Source organism: Jannaschia sp. M317, assembly GCF_025141175.1.
Taxonomy (GTDB): Bacteria; Pseudomonadota; Alphaproteobacteria; order Rhodobacterales; family Rhodobacteraceae; genus Jannaschia.
Map to the genome: position 1 here is coordinate 2,884,472 of NZ_CP081155.1, position 19,509 is coordinate 2,903,980.

A 19,509-nucleotide genomic window follows, 5' to 3' on the forward strand; every position below is an offset into this window, starting at 1 on the left:
GCGACGTTCAGGCGATCTCTTACGAGATGATGCCCAGAATGTCGGATTCCTTCATGATCAGCAGCTCTTCGCCATCGAGGGTGACCTCGGTGCCGGACCACTTGCCGAACAGGATCTTGTCGCCAGCGGCAACAGACGGTGCGATCAGCTCGCCCGAGTCCTTGCGGGCGCCTTCGCCGACGGACACGATCTCACCCTCGGCGGGCTTTTCCTTGGCGGTGTCGGGAATGATCAGACCACCCTTGGTCTTCTCGTCGGATTCCGTACGACGAACCAGAACGCGGTCGTGCAGCGGTTTGAAAGCCATGTGCATAGCCTTTCAGCTTGAATGTTTCTCCCTGTTGTCACTCACCCGAAGGGAGTGCCAACGAGGGGTAGGTAGGCAAGCCATCGCGGACTGTCAACGCATACCGATGTCAAAATTTTTGGCGGTTGTGGTCAGAACCGAAGGCCAAGGAACGCGACGGCGAACGGCACCGGGGCCACCGCCAGAACAACCGACACAAAAGTCGCAAGCGGCGTGAACAGACCGCTCAGCCCGGCGATCATCATGATTCCACCGCCCCCGCCAAGAAGAGAGTTGCCCGGCGTGTTCAAAGCGATCGCCAGGGCAAGATACCGATAGCGCAACGCCAGACGCAGCAACCTTGGCGGTTGCCCTTCCAGCAGCATTTCCAATCGCTTCTCCTGCGGCAGGGTCGCCGCCCGCGCCACCAGGTCGGCGGCCCTGCGCATCCGGACCAGGCGCAACAGCCTTTCCAAGCCGCCCATCGGAAGAAACCGGCCGACGACGAACGCCAGCATCATGGCGGTCACGGTGCAGACATAAATCAACGGCGCTATGGCCGCGCCGAACCCGGCGAGCAGGGCGATCCCGATTTCCGCCCCCGGCACAAAGGGCATCGCCAGAAGGCCGATATAGGCCACGGCCCCGATCATGATGCCGCGATGGACCTGCTGCTCGTTGTCGGGGCGAATCTGCAGGTCCAGGGCGTCGCGGATCTCGTGCGCACCCAAGGTCGCCAGCCCGATCAGACTGATCAGAAGCACACCCCTGACAACCAGCGACGTCGCACCACCGCCCCCGCCTGCCATCGACCAGACCTCAGCCCGTTACGCTGCCGTCCGGGACCAAGGTGCCCGACGCGCGTATCGGAATCTGGTTGGTCCAGTACCAGCGCCGCGTGGTCCAGGTTGCGTCAATGACCACCTCGTCCCCCTCGACCTGACCGTACCAGACAACCGTGTGGGGCGCATCGGGACAGATCGTGGTCGTCGAGAAGTGGATCACGCCGTCGACAACCTTGGTGCGATAATCCGACCACCCAAAGGCGCAGTAGTCTTCACAATCCGTCGACTGGAAGGTCCCGTCCCGGAAGATGATTTCGTCCGTCAATTCGGCACCGCTGTTGAGGTCTTCGCCGTGGACCCGGAACGTTCGCCCATCCAGCGCGCCGGTGTCGGCCCAGTTGCCGTCCGGAATTACCAGGTCGGGAATGTCTTCATTCATCACGGTCAAGGCAGCGGCCCCCGTCCCCAAGGTGGCAACCGCGATGGCGGCAATCTGGAATATCTGCGACATGTTCGCTCCAGTCTGACAATTTGGGGTTCAGGCTGGCAGCATCATGGCGCAATCGAGCCTGAAAGCAATACGATTGCCGTCGGGCCTGCGGCAGGCAACGGGATATCGTGCTTGACGTCCCCGGTGTCCCGCACGGGGCAGGCCTTTGACCTCGGGCTCCCGCGCTCCTACCTCCGCCTCATGCCCGTGACTGATGACATCTCTGCCTGCCGCTTTTGCGCTGACCGCTTCGCCGCCACCGCTTCGGCGCATCGCCCGCAGCCGGTCGTCTGGTTCCGCCCCGGCGCGCGCATCCTTGTCGCGTCCCAAGCGCCCGGCATGCGCGCGCATCTGTCGGGCAAGCCCTTCGACGACCCGTCGGGCGTGCGCCTGCGCGATTGGATGGGCGTGGACGAGGCGACGTTCTGGGACCGGCGCAACGTGGCCATTGTGCCGATGGGGTTCTGCTTTCCCGGCTACGACGCCAAGGGTGGCGACATCCCCCCGCCCCGGGTCTGTGCCAGCACCTGGCGCAAGGCGGCGCTCGACCATGCGGGCGATCCCCCCGTAACCCTGTTGATCGGGGCCTACGCGCAGACCTGGCATCTGGGGCCAGGTCGTGTCACCGACCGGGTGCGCGACTGGCGCGCCCTTGCGCCTCGGGTCTGGTGTCTGCCACATCCGTCCTGGCGCAACACCGCCTGGCTGAAGAAGCACCCCTGGTTTGACGCCGAAACCCTGCCCGCCCTGCGTGAGACGATCCGAAAGGCCCTGACATGACCCCGCTCGACACTGCCCATATCCACGCAGAGGCGACGGGGAACGACGCCGACCGCCTGACCTTCTTCAACCGGCTAGCCGAAGCAGAGCTGCATCTGCTGCTCGACGGGGCCGAGGGCGACACGGTCACCCCGCGCCTCTTCGAGATCGACGGCACGTCCTACGCGCTGGCATTCGACCTGCCCGACAGGTTGGAAGGCTTTGCCGGCGGTGCCCCCACCGCGACCCTGTCGGGGCGCCGCCTGGCCGGCTTGCTCGCCGCTGAGGGGCTGGGCCTCGGCCTCAACCTCGAAGACGCGCCGTCGGCGCAGCTTTTGGACCCGGATGCCCTGCGCTGGTTGGCCGAAACCCTGGCCCATGCCCCCGAAGAGACCGAGCGCCGCATCGCGGAGGTCACGCCTCCGGGGGCTTTGCCCGAAGCGCTGATCACCGCGCTCGACGGCAAATTGACCCTGGCTGCGGGACTGGCCCGCACGGCCTATCTGGCGGGTGCAATTTACGAAGACGGTGCGCGATCCCACGTTCTGGGCATCATCGATCCCGTGCCAGGGGCCGAGCCCGACCTGGCCCGGGCCGTGTCAGAGGCGTTGGTCTTTTCGGGGCTGGAGGCGGGCCAACTCGACGTCACCTTCCTGCGTGCGGCACAGCCCCTTGCGGCGACCCTGTCGCGCCACGGCCTGCGCATCGACCTGCCCGAGGCCGCGCAGACCGGCCCCGTCCGCAACCCCGACGCGCCACCCCGCCTGCGCTGACCCCCAAATAACGAAGCGCCCCCCGTCGAGCGAATGCTCTGACGGGGGGCGCGTGCGTTCGACGCATTTCGGGATGAGGGACAGGCACGGTCCGGGCGGGGGAGAGGCACCCGGACCGCGAGGGGGTGGCTAGTTGATCAGTCGTCCAGCTCGCGCTGACGCTCGATCTCGGCGAAGATGTCGGCGTTGTAGGCCGGGGTCGTGGCGACCAGCGTTGCGCCGTTCTGACCGGTGAAGTCGTTGGCCACGTCGGCGTCCGAGTTGAACAGGGCAAAGACCGCGCCCAGACCGCCCGAGCGGCTGGAGACGACGACCCGGTCGCCATCCAGGTTGATCAGCGAGACCGCGTCGTTGGCGACGTTCACGTCCTGGTTGAAGTGCGCGATGGCGGCGGCAGCGCCCGATCCGACTTGGGCAGAGGCGGCACCGGTCAGAGCGGCGGAAGCGACGAGGGCGGAGATGATGAGGGTTTTCATAACGTTAGTCCTTTTGCGGTGGACCCTGTGGTTGCGGCGGGCCCGTTTGGGTTTGGTGCGGGGCGGTGTGTGTTGCCCTGCTGATGAACCCTATTTGCGCCTTGTGGACCTGACATTCAACAAACGAACCCGTGAGTATGACGCGATAAGCGTGCACCTATGCACATAAACCTCTCCGCCCCGCACCCCCCTCACGCCCGCGCGACGAGGCCTCACGCGGGCGCGATCGAACCCCGCGAAACCGCAACAAAGGTGAGGGGACAGGTCGCTATGACGGGGTGAGTCGGATCTTTGGGGAGGGGAGTCGGCCTACGCCGACGGGAAGAAAAATCCTGACGCAGGGGCCGAACGATAAACAGACGCCCGGATCATCCGTTGAGAGATCAGCGCCCAACCATCGGCCGCAACGACACGCCCGCATCCTCCAGCGCCGCGCGGACAGCGCGGGCGATGGCGACCGCTTCGGGGCCGTCTCCGTGCAGGCAGATCGAATCGCAAGCCGCCGGGATTTCCTTGCCCGTGGGGTTAAAGATCGCACCGGCCTTCACGAATTTCACCATCCGGGCGGCGGCCTCCGTCGGATCGTGAATCATCGCACCCGGTGTGCCACGCGTGATCAACGTTGCATCGGCGTTATAGCCCCGGTCTGCAAAGATCTCTCCGGCCCACTTGGCCCCCAGCTCGCGCGCGACGACTTCCTGTGCGGTGCCCGCCAGAACCAGAAGGATCACGTCCGGGTCGACACGCAGCGCGGCCGTATAGGCCGCCCGCGCCAGATCCGCATCGCGGGATGCCATGTTGGCCAGCGCGCCATGCAACTTGAAGTGGCGCACCTCGGTGCCCAGAGCCTTTGCCATCCCGCGCGCCGCGCCGAACTGCCAGATCACAAGATTGGACAGGCTGTCGCCGGCCAGCTTCATTTCACGGCGGCCAAACCCCTGCAGGTCGGGAAAGCCGGGATGCGCCCCGATGCCGACGCCCCGGTCGCGCGCGCGCGCCATGGTCCGCGCCATCACGTCCCAGTCGCCCGCATGGGCACCGCAGGCCACATTGGCCGAGGTCACGACATCCAGAAGGGCGGCGTCATCCCCGATGACCCAATCGCCAAAGCTTTCGCCCATGTCCGCGTTCAGATCCACCTTCATGCCACATCCTCCGGGTCGGCCGCGTTCACGACGCCGCTGATCAATTGCATCGACAGCAGATCCGCGACATCTGCCGGGTCCCGCACCAAAGGCACGGCGCGGGGCGCATCGAGGGCCCGCAGATCGTCCGCATCGACAAATCGGAACCAAAACTCCGCCCCCGGCGGGGCCTGCAAGGCACGCGGCAAGTCGTCGGGGACGATCGTTCCGATCCGGGGATAACCTCCGGTGGTCTGGCATTCCGCGCCCAGAACATAGGGCACGCCATCGCCGGTCATCTGAATGTCGCCCGGCAAGATGAAATCAGACAGAATCGACAGCTGCCCCTCGGCGGCGAAACCCGCGCCGTCCATCTCCAACTGGACACCTTGCCGGTTGCCACGCTGGCCCCGGCGAAAAGTCGTCGCCTCGAAGCGGGCCAATTCGGATGCGGGAAACAGGCGTGTCTGCGGCGTGGCCGTCACGCGGATCTCGCCCCCCCGGAACCGGTCGGGCGCGGGCGAAAGGGTGCGCGCGACGCCGGTCGATGTGACACAGGGCAGGCGATCTCCGGGGGACAGCGCGGCCCCGATTCCGGCTATCATGTGAACCGCACGGCTGCCCATGATCGTCTCGGTCCGAAGGCCGCCTTGCACGTGGACGTAGGAATAAACCCCCTGCCCCATCGGCCGCAGATCCAGCACCTCGCCCGCGGACACGACGTGGGACCCGGGCCAGACCAAGGCGCGCCCCTCGACGCTGGCCTGCATCGGCGCGCCGGTCAGGGCGATCTGGCACTCCCCCTCGAACCGGAGCCGGAGCGGCGAGCCCGGAGTTTCCAAACCCGCGCCCGGATCCCCCCCAAGCAGCGCGCGCGCCTCGATGATGGCTCTCCGGTCGGCAGCCCCGCCGCGGGCCAACCCTTCGGACATCCAGCCGGGGCGGCCAAGATCCTGAACGGTGACAAGCGGCCCGCAGGAGAGAACTTCGATCATGTCTCCTCCTCCAGGCGGGCACCGCCGTGACCAGCGGCGTCGGCGGCGGCCCTGGCACGCATTTCTTCGGGGGTGACGGGCGGAAACAGCAGGTGGTCGCCCGGCCGCAGGGCAATCGGGCGCGGGCGGGCGATGTTCAGACACTGAAACCCGGTACGCCCGATCTGTCGCCAACCGGTCGGCGCGTCGGTCCCGAACAACACGAGTTGGCGCACCGCAATCACCAGCGCCCCGGCGGGCACCCTTGGCGTCAATTCCTTCTGCCGCGGCAGATCCCATTCCGGCGGCAGGATACCCAGATAGGGCATGCCCGGCGTGAAGCCCAGGCCAAGGACCCGCACCGGTGTCGACGACAGCATCTCGATCGCCTGCGCTTCGCTGAGCCCGGCAAGGTTTGCCGCATCGCCCAGTTGCGGCCCGTCTTCGCCACCATAGCTGCACGGGATGTGCCAGGTGCGTGGCCCCTGCGGTGCGGTGGCGTGCCAATCGGTCTGGGCCAGGCGTGTTTCCAACGCGGCCTGCAACGGGGCCCGGGGGCCGTCGAACCGCACCAGAACGGAGCCCAGTGACGAGGCCGTCTCCGTCACGCCTGCCGGGCGGTCCGCCTCTAGCGCGGTGCGAAAGGCAATGCAGGCGCGGTTGGCAACATCGTCCAGCCGGTCCGAAAACCGAACCAGAAGGCCATCGACACCCAATCGTTCAATGCGGGGGAATTGGTCCGTCATCGGGATGGCGTCGCATCGGACCAGCGGGGCGTCAAGACTTGCCTTGGCGCGCATCGCATGAAATCGAAGACTCATGCGATTGGCCTATACCATGACCGAAGGACGCGGAGAGCTGGACCCGCTGCTGCATGACGTGGCGCAGGCTGCGATGGCGCGCGGCGTCCGTGTAGCCGGCATCGTCCAGATCAACAGCGATCGTCCCGGTTGTGCGCGCTGCGACATGGATGCCGTGGTGCTGCCGCAGGGTCCTGTCATTCGCATCAGTCAGTCCCTTGGACCTCAGGCACGCGGCTGCCGGTTGGATGCCGAAGGGCTGGAAACGGCCGTGGCCGCCACCGAGGCGCAGCTGGCTGCAGGCACCGACCTGCTGATCGTGAACAAGTTCGGCAAGCAAGAGGCGATGGGCCGTGGATTTCGACCGGTCATTGCCGAGGCCCTGGCCGCGGGCATCGATGTGCTGGTCGGGGTGAATCCACTGAATCAGTCCGCGCTGGAGGATTTCGCGGGCGGCCTGGCTCAGGTCCTGCCACCGGACCCATCGGCCCTGGCCACCTGGATCGCGGACCGCCCCGAAATTTGATCGCCCGCGAAGGTGGACGGCGTGTCGAAAACCCGGCACCCTGTGGCCTTTAGGTAGCAGATTGGCGCCCGGAGCGTCGGAGACCATCCACATGATTGACGACACACCGGCCCCCGGACCGAAGGACGAACCAACACAAAACCAACAGGCGCGCGACGCCGACAGTTCCCCGCACAACCCGGAGGAGTCACCCCCGGAGCCGCCCCTGATCGTCGGGATCGCGTCGTCGGCAGGCGGGTTGGAGGCAGTGTCCCTGCTGGTCCAGAACCTGCCACGCGACCTGGGCGTCAGCTATGTCCTGGCACAACACATGTCGCCGACACACAAAAGCATGCTGGCCTCGCTTTTGTCGAACGAGACAACCCTGCCGGTGGTGGAACTGTCTGCCGACACGGTGCCTAGCCCCGATACGATCTATGTGACGCAACCCAATTCCGACGTCATCATCGAAAACGGCCAGATCTGCCTGCGCCCGCAGATCGGCACCGCGATCAAGCCAAAGCCTTCGGCTGACCGCTTGTTCGAATCGATGGCCCGGGAAATGGGCGAACGCTGTGTCGGTCTGGTTCTGTCGGGCACCGGCAGCGATGGCAGCTATGGCGTGCAAGCCATCCGCGAGGCGGGTGGCATCACCATCGCGCAGGATGTGGGCACCGCGAAATATGACGGCATGCCCGCCTCGTCCATCGAGACGGGCTGCATCGATCTGCAACTGTCGCCCCAGCAAATCGGTCAGCACCTGGCCAAGATCCTGTCCAAGCCGCGCGACCTGTCCCGGTTCAAGGACGTGGAGGAAGACCCCTCGCCCCTGTCGGATCTGATGCAGATCCTGCTGGCGCGCACCGGCGTGGATTTCCGCGATTACCGGGAAAACACCGTCAACCGGCGGATCGCCCGGCGGATGACGGCCCTGGCGATCGACCACTACGAAGATTACGTCCAGCATTGCCGCGGGTCTGCCGAAGAGGTGGACGCGCTGCACAAGGATCTGTTGATTTCCGTCACGCGGTTTTTCCGCGACCGCGATCAGTTCGAACAACTCAGCCGTCGTCTTCGACGACTGAACCGCGACCGCGCCGACGGGCAGATCCGCGTCTGGGTCGCCGGATGCGCCACCGGTGAAGAGGCCTATTCCCTCGCGATTCTTTTGATCGAAGCCCTCGGCGGCGTGGACGCGCTACACCAGTCCCGTGTGCAGATATTCGCGACCGACATCGACGCGCACGCGTTGGAAATCGGTCGCAAGGGCGTCTACCCGCAGACGGCGCTGAACGATGTGCCCGACGAATTCATCGACCGGTATTTCCGCCTGACGGACGGCAAGGTGGAGGTGATCCCCGCCCTGCGTCAGATGGTTCTGTTTTCGCACCACAACATTTTCCAGGATCCGCCGTTCATCAATCTGGACCTCGTGTCCCTGCGCAACGTGTTGATCTACTTCAAGACACCCCTGCAGGAACGGGTCCTGACGCGGCTGCACTATGCGCTCAACGATGGGGGGGCGCTGTTTCTGGGCACGTCCGAGGCAATCGGCGCGATGCACGCCTATTTCGATACCACCAACGACGGCGACAAGATCTTTTCCAAGCGTCCGATGAGCCGCAGGCGGTTCGACAGGATCGGCATCGCGCCCGGCACGCAGGTGCCCAACCATCAACGCGCCATGACGGCACCTGTCCGGATGGGCCACGCCGAAGAGGCCAAGGACACCGCGATGTTCGATCAGTTGGCCCGTGTCGTCGCGCCCAACGGTTTTGTGGTGACACGTGGCAACGACATCGTCCGGGTGTTCGGCGACATCTCCATCGTGACCGAGCTGAGCGAACGGTCGTCGCTGGCATTGAACGTCTCGATCCTGCGGCCCGGCCTGCGCGAGGATGCAAGCCGCCTGACCCCGGTCGTGCTGCGCTACAAGGAGGCGCGGCGCGGCAATTGGCACCAGCTGGACGGCAGCGACTTCAACGAAGTCATGCTGGAGGCCTATCCGATCATCGACGAAAACGGCGGCGAAGCGCATGTTCTTTTCGCCCTGCGCACCCGCGCCCACAGCGCGCCTGGCCCCGAGCTGGACGCGCTGTCGAATGCTGAGGGCCGCGCCTACATCCACGAGATGGAGGTCGAGATGGCCTCCACCCGCGAGACATTGCAGCAAACCGTCGAGGAGCTTCAGACCTCGAACGAGGAACTGCAATCCGTGAACGAGGAACTGCAATCCACCAACGAAGAATTGCAGGCCACCAACGAAGAGATGGAGACCTCCAACGAGGAACTTCAGTCCACCAACGAAGAGCTGATCACCGTCAACGAGGAATTGCAGATCAACGCGGCGGAACTGCAGACCGTCACGTCAGAGATGCTGGCGGTTCTGGACGCCGTCCCCCTGCCCATTCTGGTGATCGATCATGCGTTGCAGATCCGCCGCGCCAGTGCGCGGGCGGTGGACTATTTCGGTCTCGACGGGCTGACGGCGGTGGGTGTGCATCTGTCTCAATGTCACCTGCCCGAGGGGATCCCCCCCCTGACGCGCATCGTGTCCGACGTTTTCCGACTGCGCGAATCCCGCGACATTCATGCCGACATCCGGGGGTTGATGCGCCAGATCCGCGTCACGCCCTATGCGCGCCGCGACGGCGAGGTGCAGGGCGTGACCCTGACCGTGACAGAATTCGACACCCGTGGGCTGGATACAATGGCGGGGCTGATGGACAACGTCGGGGGCTTTTCGCACTGGCGCTACGATGTGGGCACCGGCACGATGTTCTGGTCCGATGAGGTCTATCGCATCCACGGGCTGGAACCGGCCGACCAGCCCCCCGCCCTCGACAAGGCCATCGATTTCTACCTGCCGGAGTCGAAGACACGGATCCTCGCGGCCTTTACCGCCTGCATGGAGGACGGCGTATCATACAGCGAACCCGCCGACCTGCGGCGCGCCGATGGCGAGGTCATTCGCGTCCATGCCGATGCCGTGCCTGTCCGATCCGACAACGGACAGATCGTGTCGGTCGTCGGAACGTTCCGCGCCGTCGATGACCAGAACGGCGCCGACGCGGGGACGGAGCCGTCCTGAGCAATTCGTAACGAATTTTTAAGATTTCACACGGACACTGAAGGCCACTCCGGTGCGGACCAAGGCGCAACGCTTTCATGGGGGGCTCCTGTGCCTGAAATTGACACATTGCACATGTCGGAGATGTTCTCGCTCCAGATCCGAAAAAAGGGGCGCGGTCTGCCGCTTGTGATCGAGACCGCCGAAGTTGTCCGCCCCGGTTTTCGTCATCGTCTGACCTTTGGCAAGAACAACACCATCCCGGAGGTGCTGCAACCGCGGCTGGCCGCCTACGTGCAGGACCTGATCGACGGTGAGATCGACACAGGCCCCCGCGTGCTGACCCAGCCCGATGTGACGCTGGCCCTGCCCGGCCTGATGCTGGGCCGGTTGCGCGCGATCATTGGCGCGCCGGTGGGCGATGCGCGGATGGCGACGCTGCGCTTTCGCTATTTCATCGGTGGCATTCAGGCGGCCTTTGCCGCGCGCACCTATTTCGACCGCCCTGCCCTGGAACACCGCGAAGAAATCGGCATGCGCGCGCTGGAGGATGTGGCCGTCCCCCTGCTCAACATGGCCCTGACGGCGCAGACATGGCCGCAGGTCGCCCAGGAATCGCAGGGCAGCGCCAAGATGGTCACCGCGCTGGCCTCGATCGAGGCCCACGCAACGGAGTTGGAGTTCTACGCCGGTCTTTTGCGGCGCTACATCCAGGAATGCGGACCCGGCCGGATGGAGGAATTGGCCGATTTCGACGATCCGGTCCTGCGCATGATGCAGATGTCCGAACCCCCTGTACCCGCCCTGCGACGCCGCGAAGACGGCTGACCGCCCGTCCGATCAGGGGCGCACCGCCGCCGTGTCTTCCGGGCCCAGCGTGTCGATGGCAAAGACGACGCGGCGCGAGGCGACGGGGTCTTCGCCCCCCGCCTCGGTGCGGATCGGCCGCGAGGAGGAGTAGCCGACCGCGGTCATCAGGCTGCGGGCCCATTGCCCGATCGCGTCCTCGCCCGCGTGGTCCAGGCACCGTTTGAACACCGCTGCCGCGCGCGCCTGGCTGAGATCCAGATTGCGATCAAAGGCCGCGCGCGGCGGCAACGCCAACCAGTCGGAGGACGCGTGCCCCTCGATCCGCACGGCAGTCAGGTCGGCACGGCGCGCGTACAGCGTTTCAACCCAGGGCCGGCAAATGTCTTGAAGCACCGCGTCAAATTCCGGGCTGATGCGCGCGGATCCCCCGTCGAACAGCAAGGTATCCCGAAACACGATGGAGCCATCGGGCAGGATTTCTCCGCCCAGTCCCGCGACCAACCCGCCCGCCTGCGCCTGCAGCGCGCCCGCGATTTCGGCCCGCCGCGCCACGGCAGCCAGCCGGGCGCGGGTCAGCCCATCGACCTGCGAGGCCAGCGCCTCGACCTCTTCGGCGGTCAAACCCGTGGCGCGGTAGGCGGCCAGCGCCTGGGCCAGATCCGCCGCGGTTTCCGGGTCGCGCCCCTCGTCCAGGATCTCTTCGAAGATGGCCAGCTTGGCCAGATCATCGCGCAGCCGCGCCAAGCCGCCATCGCGCAGCAGCTCTGCCAGATCCGGGAAATCGTCCAGCTGCGCCATATCGGTCAGCACCGCCCGCGCGTCCGGGTCCAAGGCGACCGCTGCCTGCGCCAGGTCGCGCAACATCGCCTCGTCCATCAGGCGCAATCGGTCCAACAGGTCCGCCGGGCTGGCCCCGTCGGTCAGCGCGGGCAACAGCTCCAACGCCATGGCGGCCTGCGACGGGGTGGCCCCCTGCGCAGCCAGCGTGCGGAACACCTCCAACTTGGCCAGGTCATTGCCCAGCAGGGACAGCTGCGCACGGTTGGCCAGGGCGGCGGCCTTTTGTTCTTCGGTAAAGGACTGGGCGAAGGGTTCGGCCGCGGCGACCCGGTTTTCCAATGCGGTGATCTTTTCGCGGGCGGTGGCCATCCAGACCCCCAGCAACATCAGCAGCACAAAGGCAATCAGCATGAAAGCCTCGGCCACGGTCAGCCCCATGACGGTGCCGCGACGATAGCCGCGTCCGCGATCCATCTGCGCGCCGTGCCTCATGCGTCATCCGCACGGCGCGGCGCATCGTTGGCCGCACGCGCCAGGGTCAGGGATTGCTCGATCTCGGCGCGGATCTCTTCTCGGTGCGCGCGCAGCTCGCGCAGGGCAACCTGCCCGATTTCCGCGGTAGAGGCCCCAAGCGCCGCCGAAGATCGGTTTGCCGCCGCTTCGAACCTGGCAATCACCTTGTCCAGCCGCGCTTCGGCGGCGGCAACCGACCGGACGGAAGCCGCGTCGATCCGATCCTCCAACGCCGTGATCCGCGCCTCTGCTGCGCGGGCCTGCAGGTCGCTCAGCCCCGCCAAGCGGCCAGAGGCCGTGCTCACCGTCCCCTCGGCCCGCGCCGCCAGGGCGTCGTTCATTTCCGCCGCGCGCTCGGCGAACCGGTCCATCGCGGCTTCGAAACCGGCCATCATGCGGTCGGTCGTCTCTCGCGTGCGGGCGATGTCCTGCTCTGCCAGCTCGCGGTGGTGCTGGGCCAGGGTCTGGCGGATTTCCACGCCCAGGTAGCGGGTGCCGCGAATGACCTCTGCGATCTCGGAGCGGAAGGCCGCCATGCCCTCGCCCAAGGCCATCTGTGCCTCCCGCTCGCGGGCGACCAGGTCGATGCGGAACTGCATCAGAAAGACCCGGACCGCGACGCCCACCACCGTTGATGTCAGCGCCACGCCAAAGCCAGAGATGACCTCGGCGATGAAGGCGGCCTCCGCCTCCAGGGTGCCCAGCGCCCAAAGCGTGTAGGCCAGCGAGCACAGCGTCAGGACAAAACCAAGGTAATAGGCGTTGTCGCCGATCTGCTCCGGCTCCAACCGGGCAGAGCGGAGAAACCAGGTCAACCCCGCGTAGGCCAAGATCACACCCCCCGCATAGACGGCAGGCACCCATTGCGGCAGGTCCGAGACCTTCAACGCGACCACGCCCAGCGCGCCCGCGAAAAAGGCAATCGCCAGCAGCCAGCGATCCAGACCGAAACTGTCCAGCGTGCGGCGCGCCATCTCAGAGATCCCCCAGAACGGTGGGCGACACGCGGGCTGCGCCCTGCGCATCCAGATACCGCACCCAGAAATCATCGACCACGGCGGCAGGTGCGGCAGGACGCGGCAGGCGCAGGATGCGAACCTCGGCCCCGGTCAGGCTGCGCGCCAGGCGCGCGCTTGCTCCGCTGTTCTGGAAACTGGACCAATCGCCCCCGCGGTAAAAGCTGAAGACGTCGGAATGCTGAACCAGGTCCGTCACCAGAACCACCTCGCGCGGGGTCGTGGCGGTCGCAAAGCCGGGGATTTCGGCCAGGAACTGCTGCAACCCCTCCATGATCGGAGAGCTGTCGGCCTGGGGAATGGCAAGCAAACCGTCCAGCGTGTCAGAGACGGGCCGCAGAAAGGCATCGCGATATCGTTCCGCCACAAGGCGGGGGTTGCCGGTCAGGGCAGAGGCATCGCTCGGCGGTTTGCACAGCGACCGGAACGAGGCGGCGCGCAGCCCCGCATCCGGGCTGACGGTGGCAAAGCTGACGCGCGTGAAATCGGGGGCCGCCGTGATCTGCGCCTCGATCCGGGCCCGTGCCGCCTGCAACTGGGTGGCGGATACGGGATCGGTCGTGTCCAACAGGATTGCCAGGTGCCCGCTTGGCCCATCCTCGGGGCACAGACTGGCGGCGTCGATGCCGGGCCGCTTGCTTTCGGTAAAGACCAGCCAGCCGATTGCACCAAAGGCCGCCAGCGCACCGGCAATCAACGCGACCCCCAACAGGGTCGTGCCAGGCCCATTGCCCTTGCGACGGCTGCGCCTGCGACGAGCCACGTCAGGCGGCCTCGGACCCGGCGACCACATGGGGCCGCGCAGAGGTGTCGCCCACCTTGATCTCGCGCACCGTCGGATAGGCGTCCAGGGCATGTTCTCGCGCCGCCAGCAGGGCGGTCACGCCCGCGCCCATGACCGCGTCGATGCGGCTGATTTCCTGCTCTGCCCGGTCCCTGTCCCCCTCTGGCGGGGTGGGCGCGACGTAGGTCGGAAAGGCGAATGGTTCGTTGAAATAGGCCGGTCCCGCATCGTCGCGCGCCCGCAGGTTGGCGTCACGATAGAGGCGGATCAGGCGGTTCGCGGCCTCGTCACAGGTTTCCAGAAAGGTCTGCAGGGTCCGGGTCAGCGTGCCACGCTGATGCACGGCATCGATCGCGGCCTTCAGCTCTGTGCGACGCGCGGTGCCCTCCTGCTCCAAGGCGTCCTTGGCCTCTGCAAAGGCATCTTCCAAGGCGTCCTGGGCGTCTCCATAGGCCTCGGCGTAGTCGTCGATGGCGTCTTCCCAATCGTCGTGGATGGCGTTGTAGCCGGGCATCGGGTCATACATCGTCAACCCCTTGCCAAAGGCCGTCAGGCTGACCAGCAATCCAAACCCCACCACCAACCACGACGCAAACGAACGCAGGTCAACCGGCCCTGCCCGCAAATCAACGACCGCCGCGATCAGAGCCGCGTTCCAGGCCTGCGTCTCCAACGCGTCGCGAAAATGCGCCACGGCCAGGTTCAGTGTCGCGGCAAAGGCCAGGAAGGCCAGAAAACACATCGCGCCCCACAGCTTCCACGTCAGGCCGCGCCGGTTGACGAAGCGCACCTGCACCCCGGCCGCATAGCTGAACGCCACGTTCACGACGGCAATCACGCAGGCGATCGCAATGCCCCCGACGTATCCCAACGCATTTTGTTCCGCGAAGAAATACCCGTTGAGCACGACCTCGCAGAGCCCGACAACAAGGATCAGCCCGAAGGCCAGAAAACCGTTCTGCGCCGGGCGCGGCGGGCCATCGAGGCGGTGGCGGTCCTGAAAGGCGCGCAGCTTGCGTTCCAGTCCGCCGACGCGGGCACGGGCGTTTTCCAGACGGTTCTCTTCGTCCAGGGTCAGGTTGCGGATCGCATTGCGCGCGGCACCGACCTTCAGCTCGACCTGCTCGCGGGCGGATCCGGCCTCGGCGATGCGGGCGGCAAAGGCCTGCTGCTCCATCTCGTATTGCGACAAGGCGCGGCGGCGCAGGGCGCGCACGGCGTCTGCCGCCTCCAGCTCTGGCGCGGACAGGGCGGCGGCGCTTGTGGGGGGCACTCCGGCGCGGGCATCGGCCTGCGCGCGCTTTTCCAGTTTCAGATCGGCGGCCAGCTTGTCGACCATGATCTCTGGAAAGGTCTGCAGGTCCGGCTCGAACCGGTTTGACTTGCCCTTGCCGAACATCGCTTGCTCCTGACCCCCATGCCGCACTGGTCGTATTTAAAATGGAGCAGGCGCGGGGTGATTACAAATCAACAGACTGTCGCCTGCCCTTGCGGCAGTCGTCCGCCCCGCCCATACCGGTCCGATGAACCCGCGCGCGCGTATCCCCTGGCAAATCTGGATCTGGCCCGCGCTGCTGGTGGTGTTGGCCGTGGTGGCCTGGCTGTTGCCCTGGCGCGACTGGGTGCCCCTGCTGCGGGCCTGGGTCGAAAGTCATGAACGCACCGGTTGGCTGGTCTTCATCCTGGTCTATGTCGTGGTCGTCATGTTGCCCCTGCCCGCGGCGGCCATGTCGGTCGTGGGCGGCCTGGCCTTTGGTTGGTGGGGCTTTCCACTGTCCATCGCAGGCAGCATCCTGGGGGCCATCCCCCCCTATCTGATCGGGCGTCACTGGCTGCGCGAACCGATCCTGCGCCGCATCGGCAGCCCGCGCGTCCTGGCGGCCGATCGGGTGATCGCGCGCAATGCGGTGATCTTCGTCGCCCTGTTGCGGCTGACACCGGTTTTGCCGTTCACCGTGCAGAACTGGCTGTTGGGTCTGACGGCGGTGCGGTTCTGGCCGTATATCTGGGCCACGTTGGCGGGGTTGGCACCGGGCACGCTGGCCATGGTCTGGATCGGGGAAATGGGCGGCCTCGCCTCCGCCGAAGTCGAGGACGCAACGCTTTGGCTGGTCGGCGGGGGGTTGGCAGCCTTTTGCGTCATGGTTCTGTGGATTGGGCGGCTCGCCACCCGAGAACTCCGCCGGGCGGGCTTCGACGAGGGGTAGGCGGAACCGAGAACCGCCTGCCGGGGTTGAGGGCGCAACCGGGCCATCCTGGCCCTGAGCGATGACGGAGACCCCCTATGGACCTCAAGATTTCCGGCCGCACCGCGGTCATTTCCGGTGCCGCAGGCGCCATGGCGCTGGAGACGGCGAAACTTCTGGAAGCGGATGGATGCAACCTGGTGTTGACGGACGTCGACAAGGACGAACTGGCCGAGGCCGCGTCCAAGCTGTCGTCGCAGGTCGTGACCGTCGTCGCGGACCTGTCCGAACAGGCCGGTGCCGACAAGGTCGCGCAGGCCGTGGCCGAGGCTGGCTGGCACTGTGACATCCTCGTGCATGCCGCAGGCGTCACGGGGGCCAAGGGCGATCCGTTGGCGGACATCAGCGAAGATGACTGGACGCACGCCTGGAACACCGACTTCATGACCGCGGTGCGCATGTCCAAGGCCTTTGTCCCCGGCATGAATGACCGCGGCTGGGGCCGGGTGGTGTTCGTCACGTCCGAAAACGTGGCGCAGCCCTATCCGGATGAGGTCGTCTACAACGCCTCGAAATCCGCATTGCTCAGCTTTTCCAAAGGCATGAGCCAAGTTTATGCCCAGAAAGGCACGCTGATCAACTGCGTCGCGCCCGCCTTTATCAAGACCGATATGACCGACGGCATGATGGAAAAGCGCGCCGAACAGATGGGCGTCAGCGTCGATGAGGCAGTCGAAACCTTCCTGGAGGAGGAGCGTCCGCACCTGGTCCTCAAGCGTCGGGGCCGCCCGGAAGAGACGGCATTCGTCATCGCCTGCCTGTGTTCGGACCGTGCAAGTTTCGTCAACGGGTCGAACTGGCGCGTGGACGGCGGGGCCGTTCAGACCATGAACCTGTGACCCTGCCCCGCACGCGGTCCGGGGTTCTGGCCCGGATCGCCGCGCACCCCCTGGGGTCCGCCCCCGCCGAGATGCGCGCGGGTTTCGCCGCCCTTGCGGCCGGGCCAGAGGGCCTGCCGGACGGCGTCTCGATCAAGGAGACGTCCACCGGTCTGACGGTGGCACCGCTAGACGCGTCCAATGCGCGGGAAATCGTTTGGTTTCATGGCGGCGGATACGTCTTTGGCGCGCCAGAGACGCATCTGCGGCCAGCCGCCTACCTGGCGGCGCGGCACCGGTTCCGTGTCACCCTCCCCCGTTATCCGCTGGCCCCGGAAAATCCCTGGCCCACCCAGAGGGACGCAGCCTTGGCTGCGATCGGGGGTCGCGACGTCATTCTGGCCGGCGACAGCGCGGGTGGCCACCTGGCGCTTGTCACGGCCTTGGCGCGCGGCAGGTCCGGCCAGCCGCCCCGCGGCCTTCTGCTCTTTTCGCCGAACGCCGATCGCAGCGGCCTGAGCGACACGCGGCAGGCAAATGACGCCCTCGATCCGATGGTGGATGATGCCGGGGACGCGCGACTGGCGCGGCTGTGTTTCGGGGACATGGCCAGGGATCATCCCGAAGTTTCCCCGGTGCGCGACGATCTGAGCCTGCTGCCGCCAACCTGGCTGGAGGTCGGCACGCAAGAGGTGTTGTTGGGCGACGCCCGCGCGCTGCACCGTCTGGGCCGTGCCCAGGGCGCGGACGTCCGGATACACGAGGCGGACGACCTGCTGCACATGGCGCAACTCTGGGCCCCGGAATGGTCGGTCGCAGGGGCGTCCCTGGATCGTGCCGCCGCGTTCGCGCGGCAGATTGACGGCTAGCGCAGGCCGCGGCGCGCCAGGTTGACCAACCGACCCGCGCGCCGCGCGGCCCCCGCGCGTCGACGCCCGAGAAACCGCGTGGCCCCTTTCCAAAACAGCACTTTGGCGATCATGCGTAGCATCCGACGTCTCCCGTTGCGGCGATTGATCGACCAACGCCGCAACCGGCGTCCCGGTTCACTCCTCCGGCGGGCTGGGCGTGAACATGTCCTCCTGGCCCGCGTCTTCCTCTTCCGGTGGGGCATCGGGTGGGGGCGTGCTGTCCAAGAGGCCAGCGGCCCGCAGCTCCTTCAAGCCGGGCAGGTCGCGGGGGCTTTCCAGACCGAAGTGATCGAGAAACCCGCGCGTGACGACAAAGGTGATCGGGCGCCCCGGCGTTTCGCGCCGTTTGCCCAGCTTGATCCAGTCGAGTTCCAGCAACTGCTCCACCGTGCCCCGGCTGACGGAGACGCCGCGAATTTCCTCGATCTCGGCGCGGGTAACGGGCTGGTGATAGGCGACGATGGCAAGGGTTTCGATGGCCGCGCGGCTTAGCTTGCGCGTCTCGACCGTCTCGCGCGTCATCAGAAACGCCAGATCCGCCGAGGTTCGGAACGCCCAGGCATCCCCCACACGCTGTAGCTGCACGCCGCGCCCGTCATAGCGTTTCGCCAATTGCTGCAAGGCCGCGGCGGCGTCGCAGCCGTGCGGCAGACGCGCGTGCAGGTCGGCCACCGTGATCGGCTGGGCCGTCGCGAACAGGATGGCTTCGACCATCCGCTCCTGCTCGGCCAGGAGCGGCGCTTCGAACAGGCTGTCGGTTTCGCTTGCCCTCTTCATCCGCGCCTCCGGATACGGATCGGGCCAAAGATGTCATCCTGCCGGATCTCCAGCCCGCCCCCCTTGGCCAATTCGAGGGTCGCGGCAAAGGTCGATGCGGTGGCGGATCGACGGCGCGCCGGATCGGCGTCCCAGCCGTCGGGCAAGAACGCCAGGATGTCGGTCCAATCCAGCGTCGTGCCCATCAGGGGGCGCATCCTCTCCAACGCTTCTTCCATGGTCCAGACGCCGACGCGGTCCATCACGAAGGGTCGGAAATCGTCGCGCGTGCGCAGCCGGGCATAGCCCTGCATCAGATCCAGCAGCGTCGCGGTATAGGTCACACGGCGGGCGCGGGACATGTTCTGCGGCTCGCCCCTGGCAAAGATGTCGCGGCCCAGCTGGTCGCGGGCCATCAGCCGGGCAGCGGCCTTTCGCATGGCTTCCAGCCGTTCCAGCTGAAACGCCAGATGCGCGGCCAGGTCTTCGGCGGACACCTCCTCGGTCGGGTCGGGGGGCAACAGCAGGCGGGATTTCAGAAAGGCGAGCCAGGCCGCCATGACCAGATAGTCGGCGGCCAGTTCGATCCGCAATGCCCGCGCCTTTTCGACGAAGGCCAGGTATTGCCGTGCCAGATGCAACACCGAGATCGTGCGCAAATCGACCTTCTGCGTGCGTGCCAGCGTCAAGAGCAGGTCCAGCGGCCCCTCGAAGCCGTCCACGTCGACGATCAGCGCCTCGGCGGCCAGACGCTCCTCGACCGAGGTGGCGTCGCGCGGCGGCCCTTCGGGGAAGTCATCGGTGGCGGTGTCGGACAAGCTGCGGTCTCCGGG

The 19,509-nt window shown here is 66.4% G+C and carries 21 protein-coding genes; 8 read left to right on the forward strand and 13 right to left on the reverse strand.

Annotated features, from left to right (window positions below; genetic code table 11):
* Nucleotides 1-19: 19 nt before the first annotated feature.
* The 3 genes from K3551_RS14695 to K3551_RS14705 form a co-directional block, all read right to left on the reverse strand.
* Nucleotides 20-307 carry a co-chaperone GroES gene (locus K3551_RS14695; RefSeq protein ID WP_259914849.1) on the reverse strand — a complete coding sequence of 96 codons (288 nt, stop codon included), beginning with the start codon at nt 305-307 and terminating at the stop codon, nt 20-22.
* Nucleotides 308-438: 131 nt separating this feature from the next.
* Nucleotides 439-1,050, reverse strand: a complete 612-nt coding sequence (locus K3551_RS14700) for a hypothetical protein (protein ID WP_259914858.1) — start codon at nt 1,048-1,050, stop codon at nt 439-441.
* A 55-nt stretch (nt 1,051-1,105) separates the two neighbouring features.
* Nucleotides 1,106-1,582 (reverse strand): hypothetical protein, encoded by a 477-nt coding sequence (locus K3551_RS14705; RefSeq protein ID WP_259914860.1) that lies wholly within the window; start codon nt 1,580-1,582, stop codon nt 1,106-1,108.
* 180 nt (nt 1,583-1,762) lie between these two features.
* Between K3551_RS14705 and K3551_RS14710 the strand changes: the two genes are divergently transcribed.
* Together K3551_RS14710 and K3551_RS14715 are read left to right on the forward strand one after the other, a co-directional pair.
* Entirely contained in the window at nt 1,763-2,341 is a 579-nt protein-coding gene (locus K3551_RS14710) for a uracil-DNA glycosylase family protein (protein ID WP_259914862.1), read from the forward strand.
* On the forward strand, nt 2,338-3,093 hold the full coding sequence (locus K3551_RS14715) for an SseB family protein (protein WP_259914864.1): 756 nt from the start codon (nt 2,338-2,340) through the stop codon (nt 3,091-3,093). The genes K3551_RS14710 and K3551_RS14715 overlap by 4 nt, the downstream gene beginning before the upstream one ends.
* 137 nt (nt 3,094-3,230) lie before the next feature.
* Here the strand turns inward: K3551_RS14715 and K3551_RS14720 are convergent, their stop codons facing one another.
* The 4 genes from K3551_RS14720 to K3551_RS14735 all read right to left on the reverse strand — a co-directional run bounded on the left by K3551_RS14720 (nt 3,231) and on the right by K3551_RS14735 (nt 6,488).
* The gene (locus K3551_RS14720) at nt 3,231-3,569 is read right to left on the reverse strand and encodes a hypothetical protein (protein WP_259914866.1); all 339 of its coding nucleotides are present in this window, start codon (nt 3,567-3,569) and stop codon (nt 3,231-3,233) included.
* Between the two features lie 383 nt (nt 3,570-3,952).
* On the reverse strand, nt 3,953-4,714 hold the full coding sequence (locus K3551_RS14725) for a LamB/YcsF family protein (RefSeq protein WP_259914868.1): 762 nt from the start codon (nt 4,712-4,714) through the stop codon (nt 3,953-3,955).
* Nucleotides 4,711-5,688, reverse strand: a complete 978-nt coding sequence (locus tag K3551_RS14730) for a biotin-dependent carboxyltransferase family protein (protein WP_259914872.1) — start codon at nt 5,686-5,688, stop codon at nt 4,711-4,713. The genes K3551_RS14725 and K3551_RS14730 overlap by 4 nt, the downstream gene beginning before the upstream one ends.
* Nucleotides 5,685-6,488, reverse strand: a complete 804-nt coding sequence (locus tag K3551_RS14735) for an allophanate hydrolase subunit 1 (protein WP_259914875.1) — start codon at nt 6,486-6,488, stop codon at nt 5,685-5,687. Before K3551_RS14735 ends, K3551_RS14730 begins: the two co-directional genes overlap by 4 nt.
* On the opposite strand from K3551_RS14735, the gene K3551_RS14740 reads away from it, so the two are divergent.
* From K3551_RS14740 to K3551_RS14750, 3 genes are all read left to right on the forward strand, one after another.
* A complete protein-coding gene (locus K3551_RS14740; protein ID WP_259914877.1) occupies nt 6,487-6,993 on the forward strand; it encodes a DUF2478 domain-containing protein in 507 nt (168 codons plus the stop codon). The two genes, K3551_RS14735 and K3551_RS14740, sit on opposite strands and share 2 nt — an antisense overlap.
* A gap of 91 nt (nt 6,994-7,084) precedes the next feature.
* On the forward strand, nt 7,085-10,063 hold the full coding sequence (locus tag K3551_RS14745) for a CheR family methyltransferase (protein ID WP_259914879.1): 2,979 nt from the start codon (nt 7,085-7,087) through the stop codon (nt 10,061-10,063).
* A 90-nt stretch (nt 10,064-10,153) separates the two neighbouring features.
* Entirely contained in the window at nt 10,154-10,870 is a 717-nt protein-coding gene (locus K3551_RS14750) for a hypothetical protein (RefSeq protein WP_259914881.1), read from the forward strand.
* A gap of 12 nt (nt 10,871-10,882) precedes the next feature.
* Here the strand turns inward: K3551_RS14750 and K3551_RS14755 are convergent, their stop codons facing one another.
* From K3551_RS14755 to K3551_RS14770, 4 genes are read right to left on the reverse strand one after another with little or no spacing between them, the layout of a single operon-like run.
* Nucleotides 10,883-12,124: an OmpA family protein gene (locus K3551_RS14755; RefSeq protein ID WP_259914883.1), complete on the reverse strand. Its 1,242-nt coding sequence runs from the start codon at nt 12,122-12,124 to the stop codon at nt 10,883-10,885.
* A complete protein-coding gene (locus tag K3551_RS14760; protein WP_259914885.1) occupies nt 12,121-13,119 on the reverse strand; it encodes a hypothetical protein in 999 nt (332 codons plus the stop codon). The genes K3551_RS14755 and K3551_RS14760 overlap by 4 nt, the downstream gene beginning before the upstream one ends.
* Nucleotide 13,120: 1 nt before the next feature.
* Nucleotides 13,121-13,924, reverse strand: a complete 804-nt coding sequence (locus K3551_RS14765; RefSeq protein WP_259914888.1) for a hypothetical protein — start codon at nt 13,922-13,924, stop codon at nt 13,121-13,123.
* A gap of 1 nt (nt 13,925) precedes the next feature.
* Nucleotides 13,926-15,344, reverse strand: a complete 1,419-nt coding sequence (locus K3551_RS14770) for a hypothetical protein (RefSeq protein WP_259914890.1) — start codon at nt 15,342-15,344, stop codon at nt 13,926-13,928.
* Nucleotides 15,345-15,468: 124 nt separating this feature from the next.
* On the opposite strand from K3551_RS14770, the gene K3551_RS14775 reads away from it, so the two are divergent.
* From K3551_RS14775 to K3551_RS14785, 3 genes are all read left to right on the forward strand, one after another.
* Complete coding sequence (locus K3551_RS14775; protein ID WP_259914893.1) at nt 15,469-16,152, forward strand: TVP38/TMEM64 family protein; 684 nt, start codon at nt 15,469-15,471, stop codon at nt 16,150-16,152.
* Between the two features lie 77 nt (nt 16,153-16,229).
* Entirely contained in the window at nt 16,230-17,030 is an 801-nt protein-coding gene (locus K3551_RS14780; protein ID WP_259914896.1) for an SDR family NAD(P)-dependent oxidoreductase, read from the forward strand.
* The gene (locus tag K3551_RS14785) at nt 17,027-17,878 is read left to right on the forward strand and encodes an alpha/beta hydrolase (RefSeq protein WP_259914898.1); all 852 of its coding nucleotides are present in this window, start codon (nt 17,027-17,029) and stop codon (nt 17,876-17,878) included. Before K3551_RS14780 ends, K3551_RS14785 begins: the two co-directional genes overlap by 4 nt.
* 177 nt (nt 17,879-18,055) lie before the next feature.
* On the opposite strand, the gene scpB is transcribed toward K3551_RS14785, so the two are convergent.
* Together scpB and K3551_RS14795 are read right to left on the reverse strand one after the other, a co-directional pair.
* A complete protein-coding gene (gene scpB, locus K3551_RS14790) occupies nt 18,056-18,697 on the reverse strand; it encodes an SMC-Scp complex subunit ScpB (RefSeq protein WP_259914899.1) in 642 nt (213 codons plus the stop codon).
* The gene (locus K3551_RS14795; RefSeq protein ID WP_409197381.1) at nt 18,694-19,494 is read right to left on the reverse strand and encodes a segregation and condensation protein A; all 801 of its coding nucleotides are present in this window, start codon (nt 19,492-19,494) and stop codon (nt 18,694-18,696) included. The genes scpB and K3551_RS14795 overlap by 4 nt, the downstream gene beginning before the upstream one ends.
* Between the last annotated feature and the right edge of the window lie 15 nt (nt 19,495-19,509).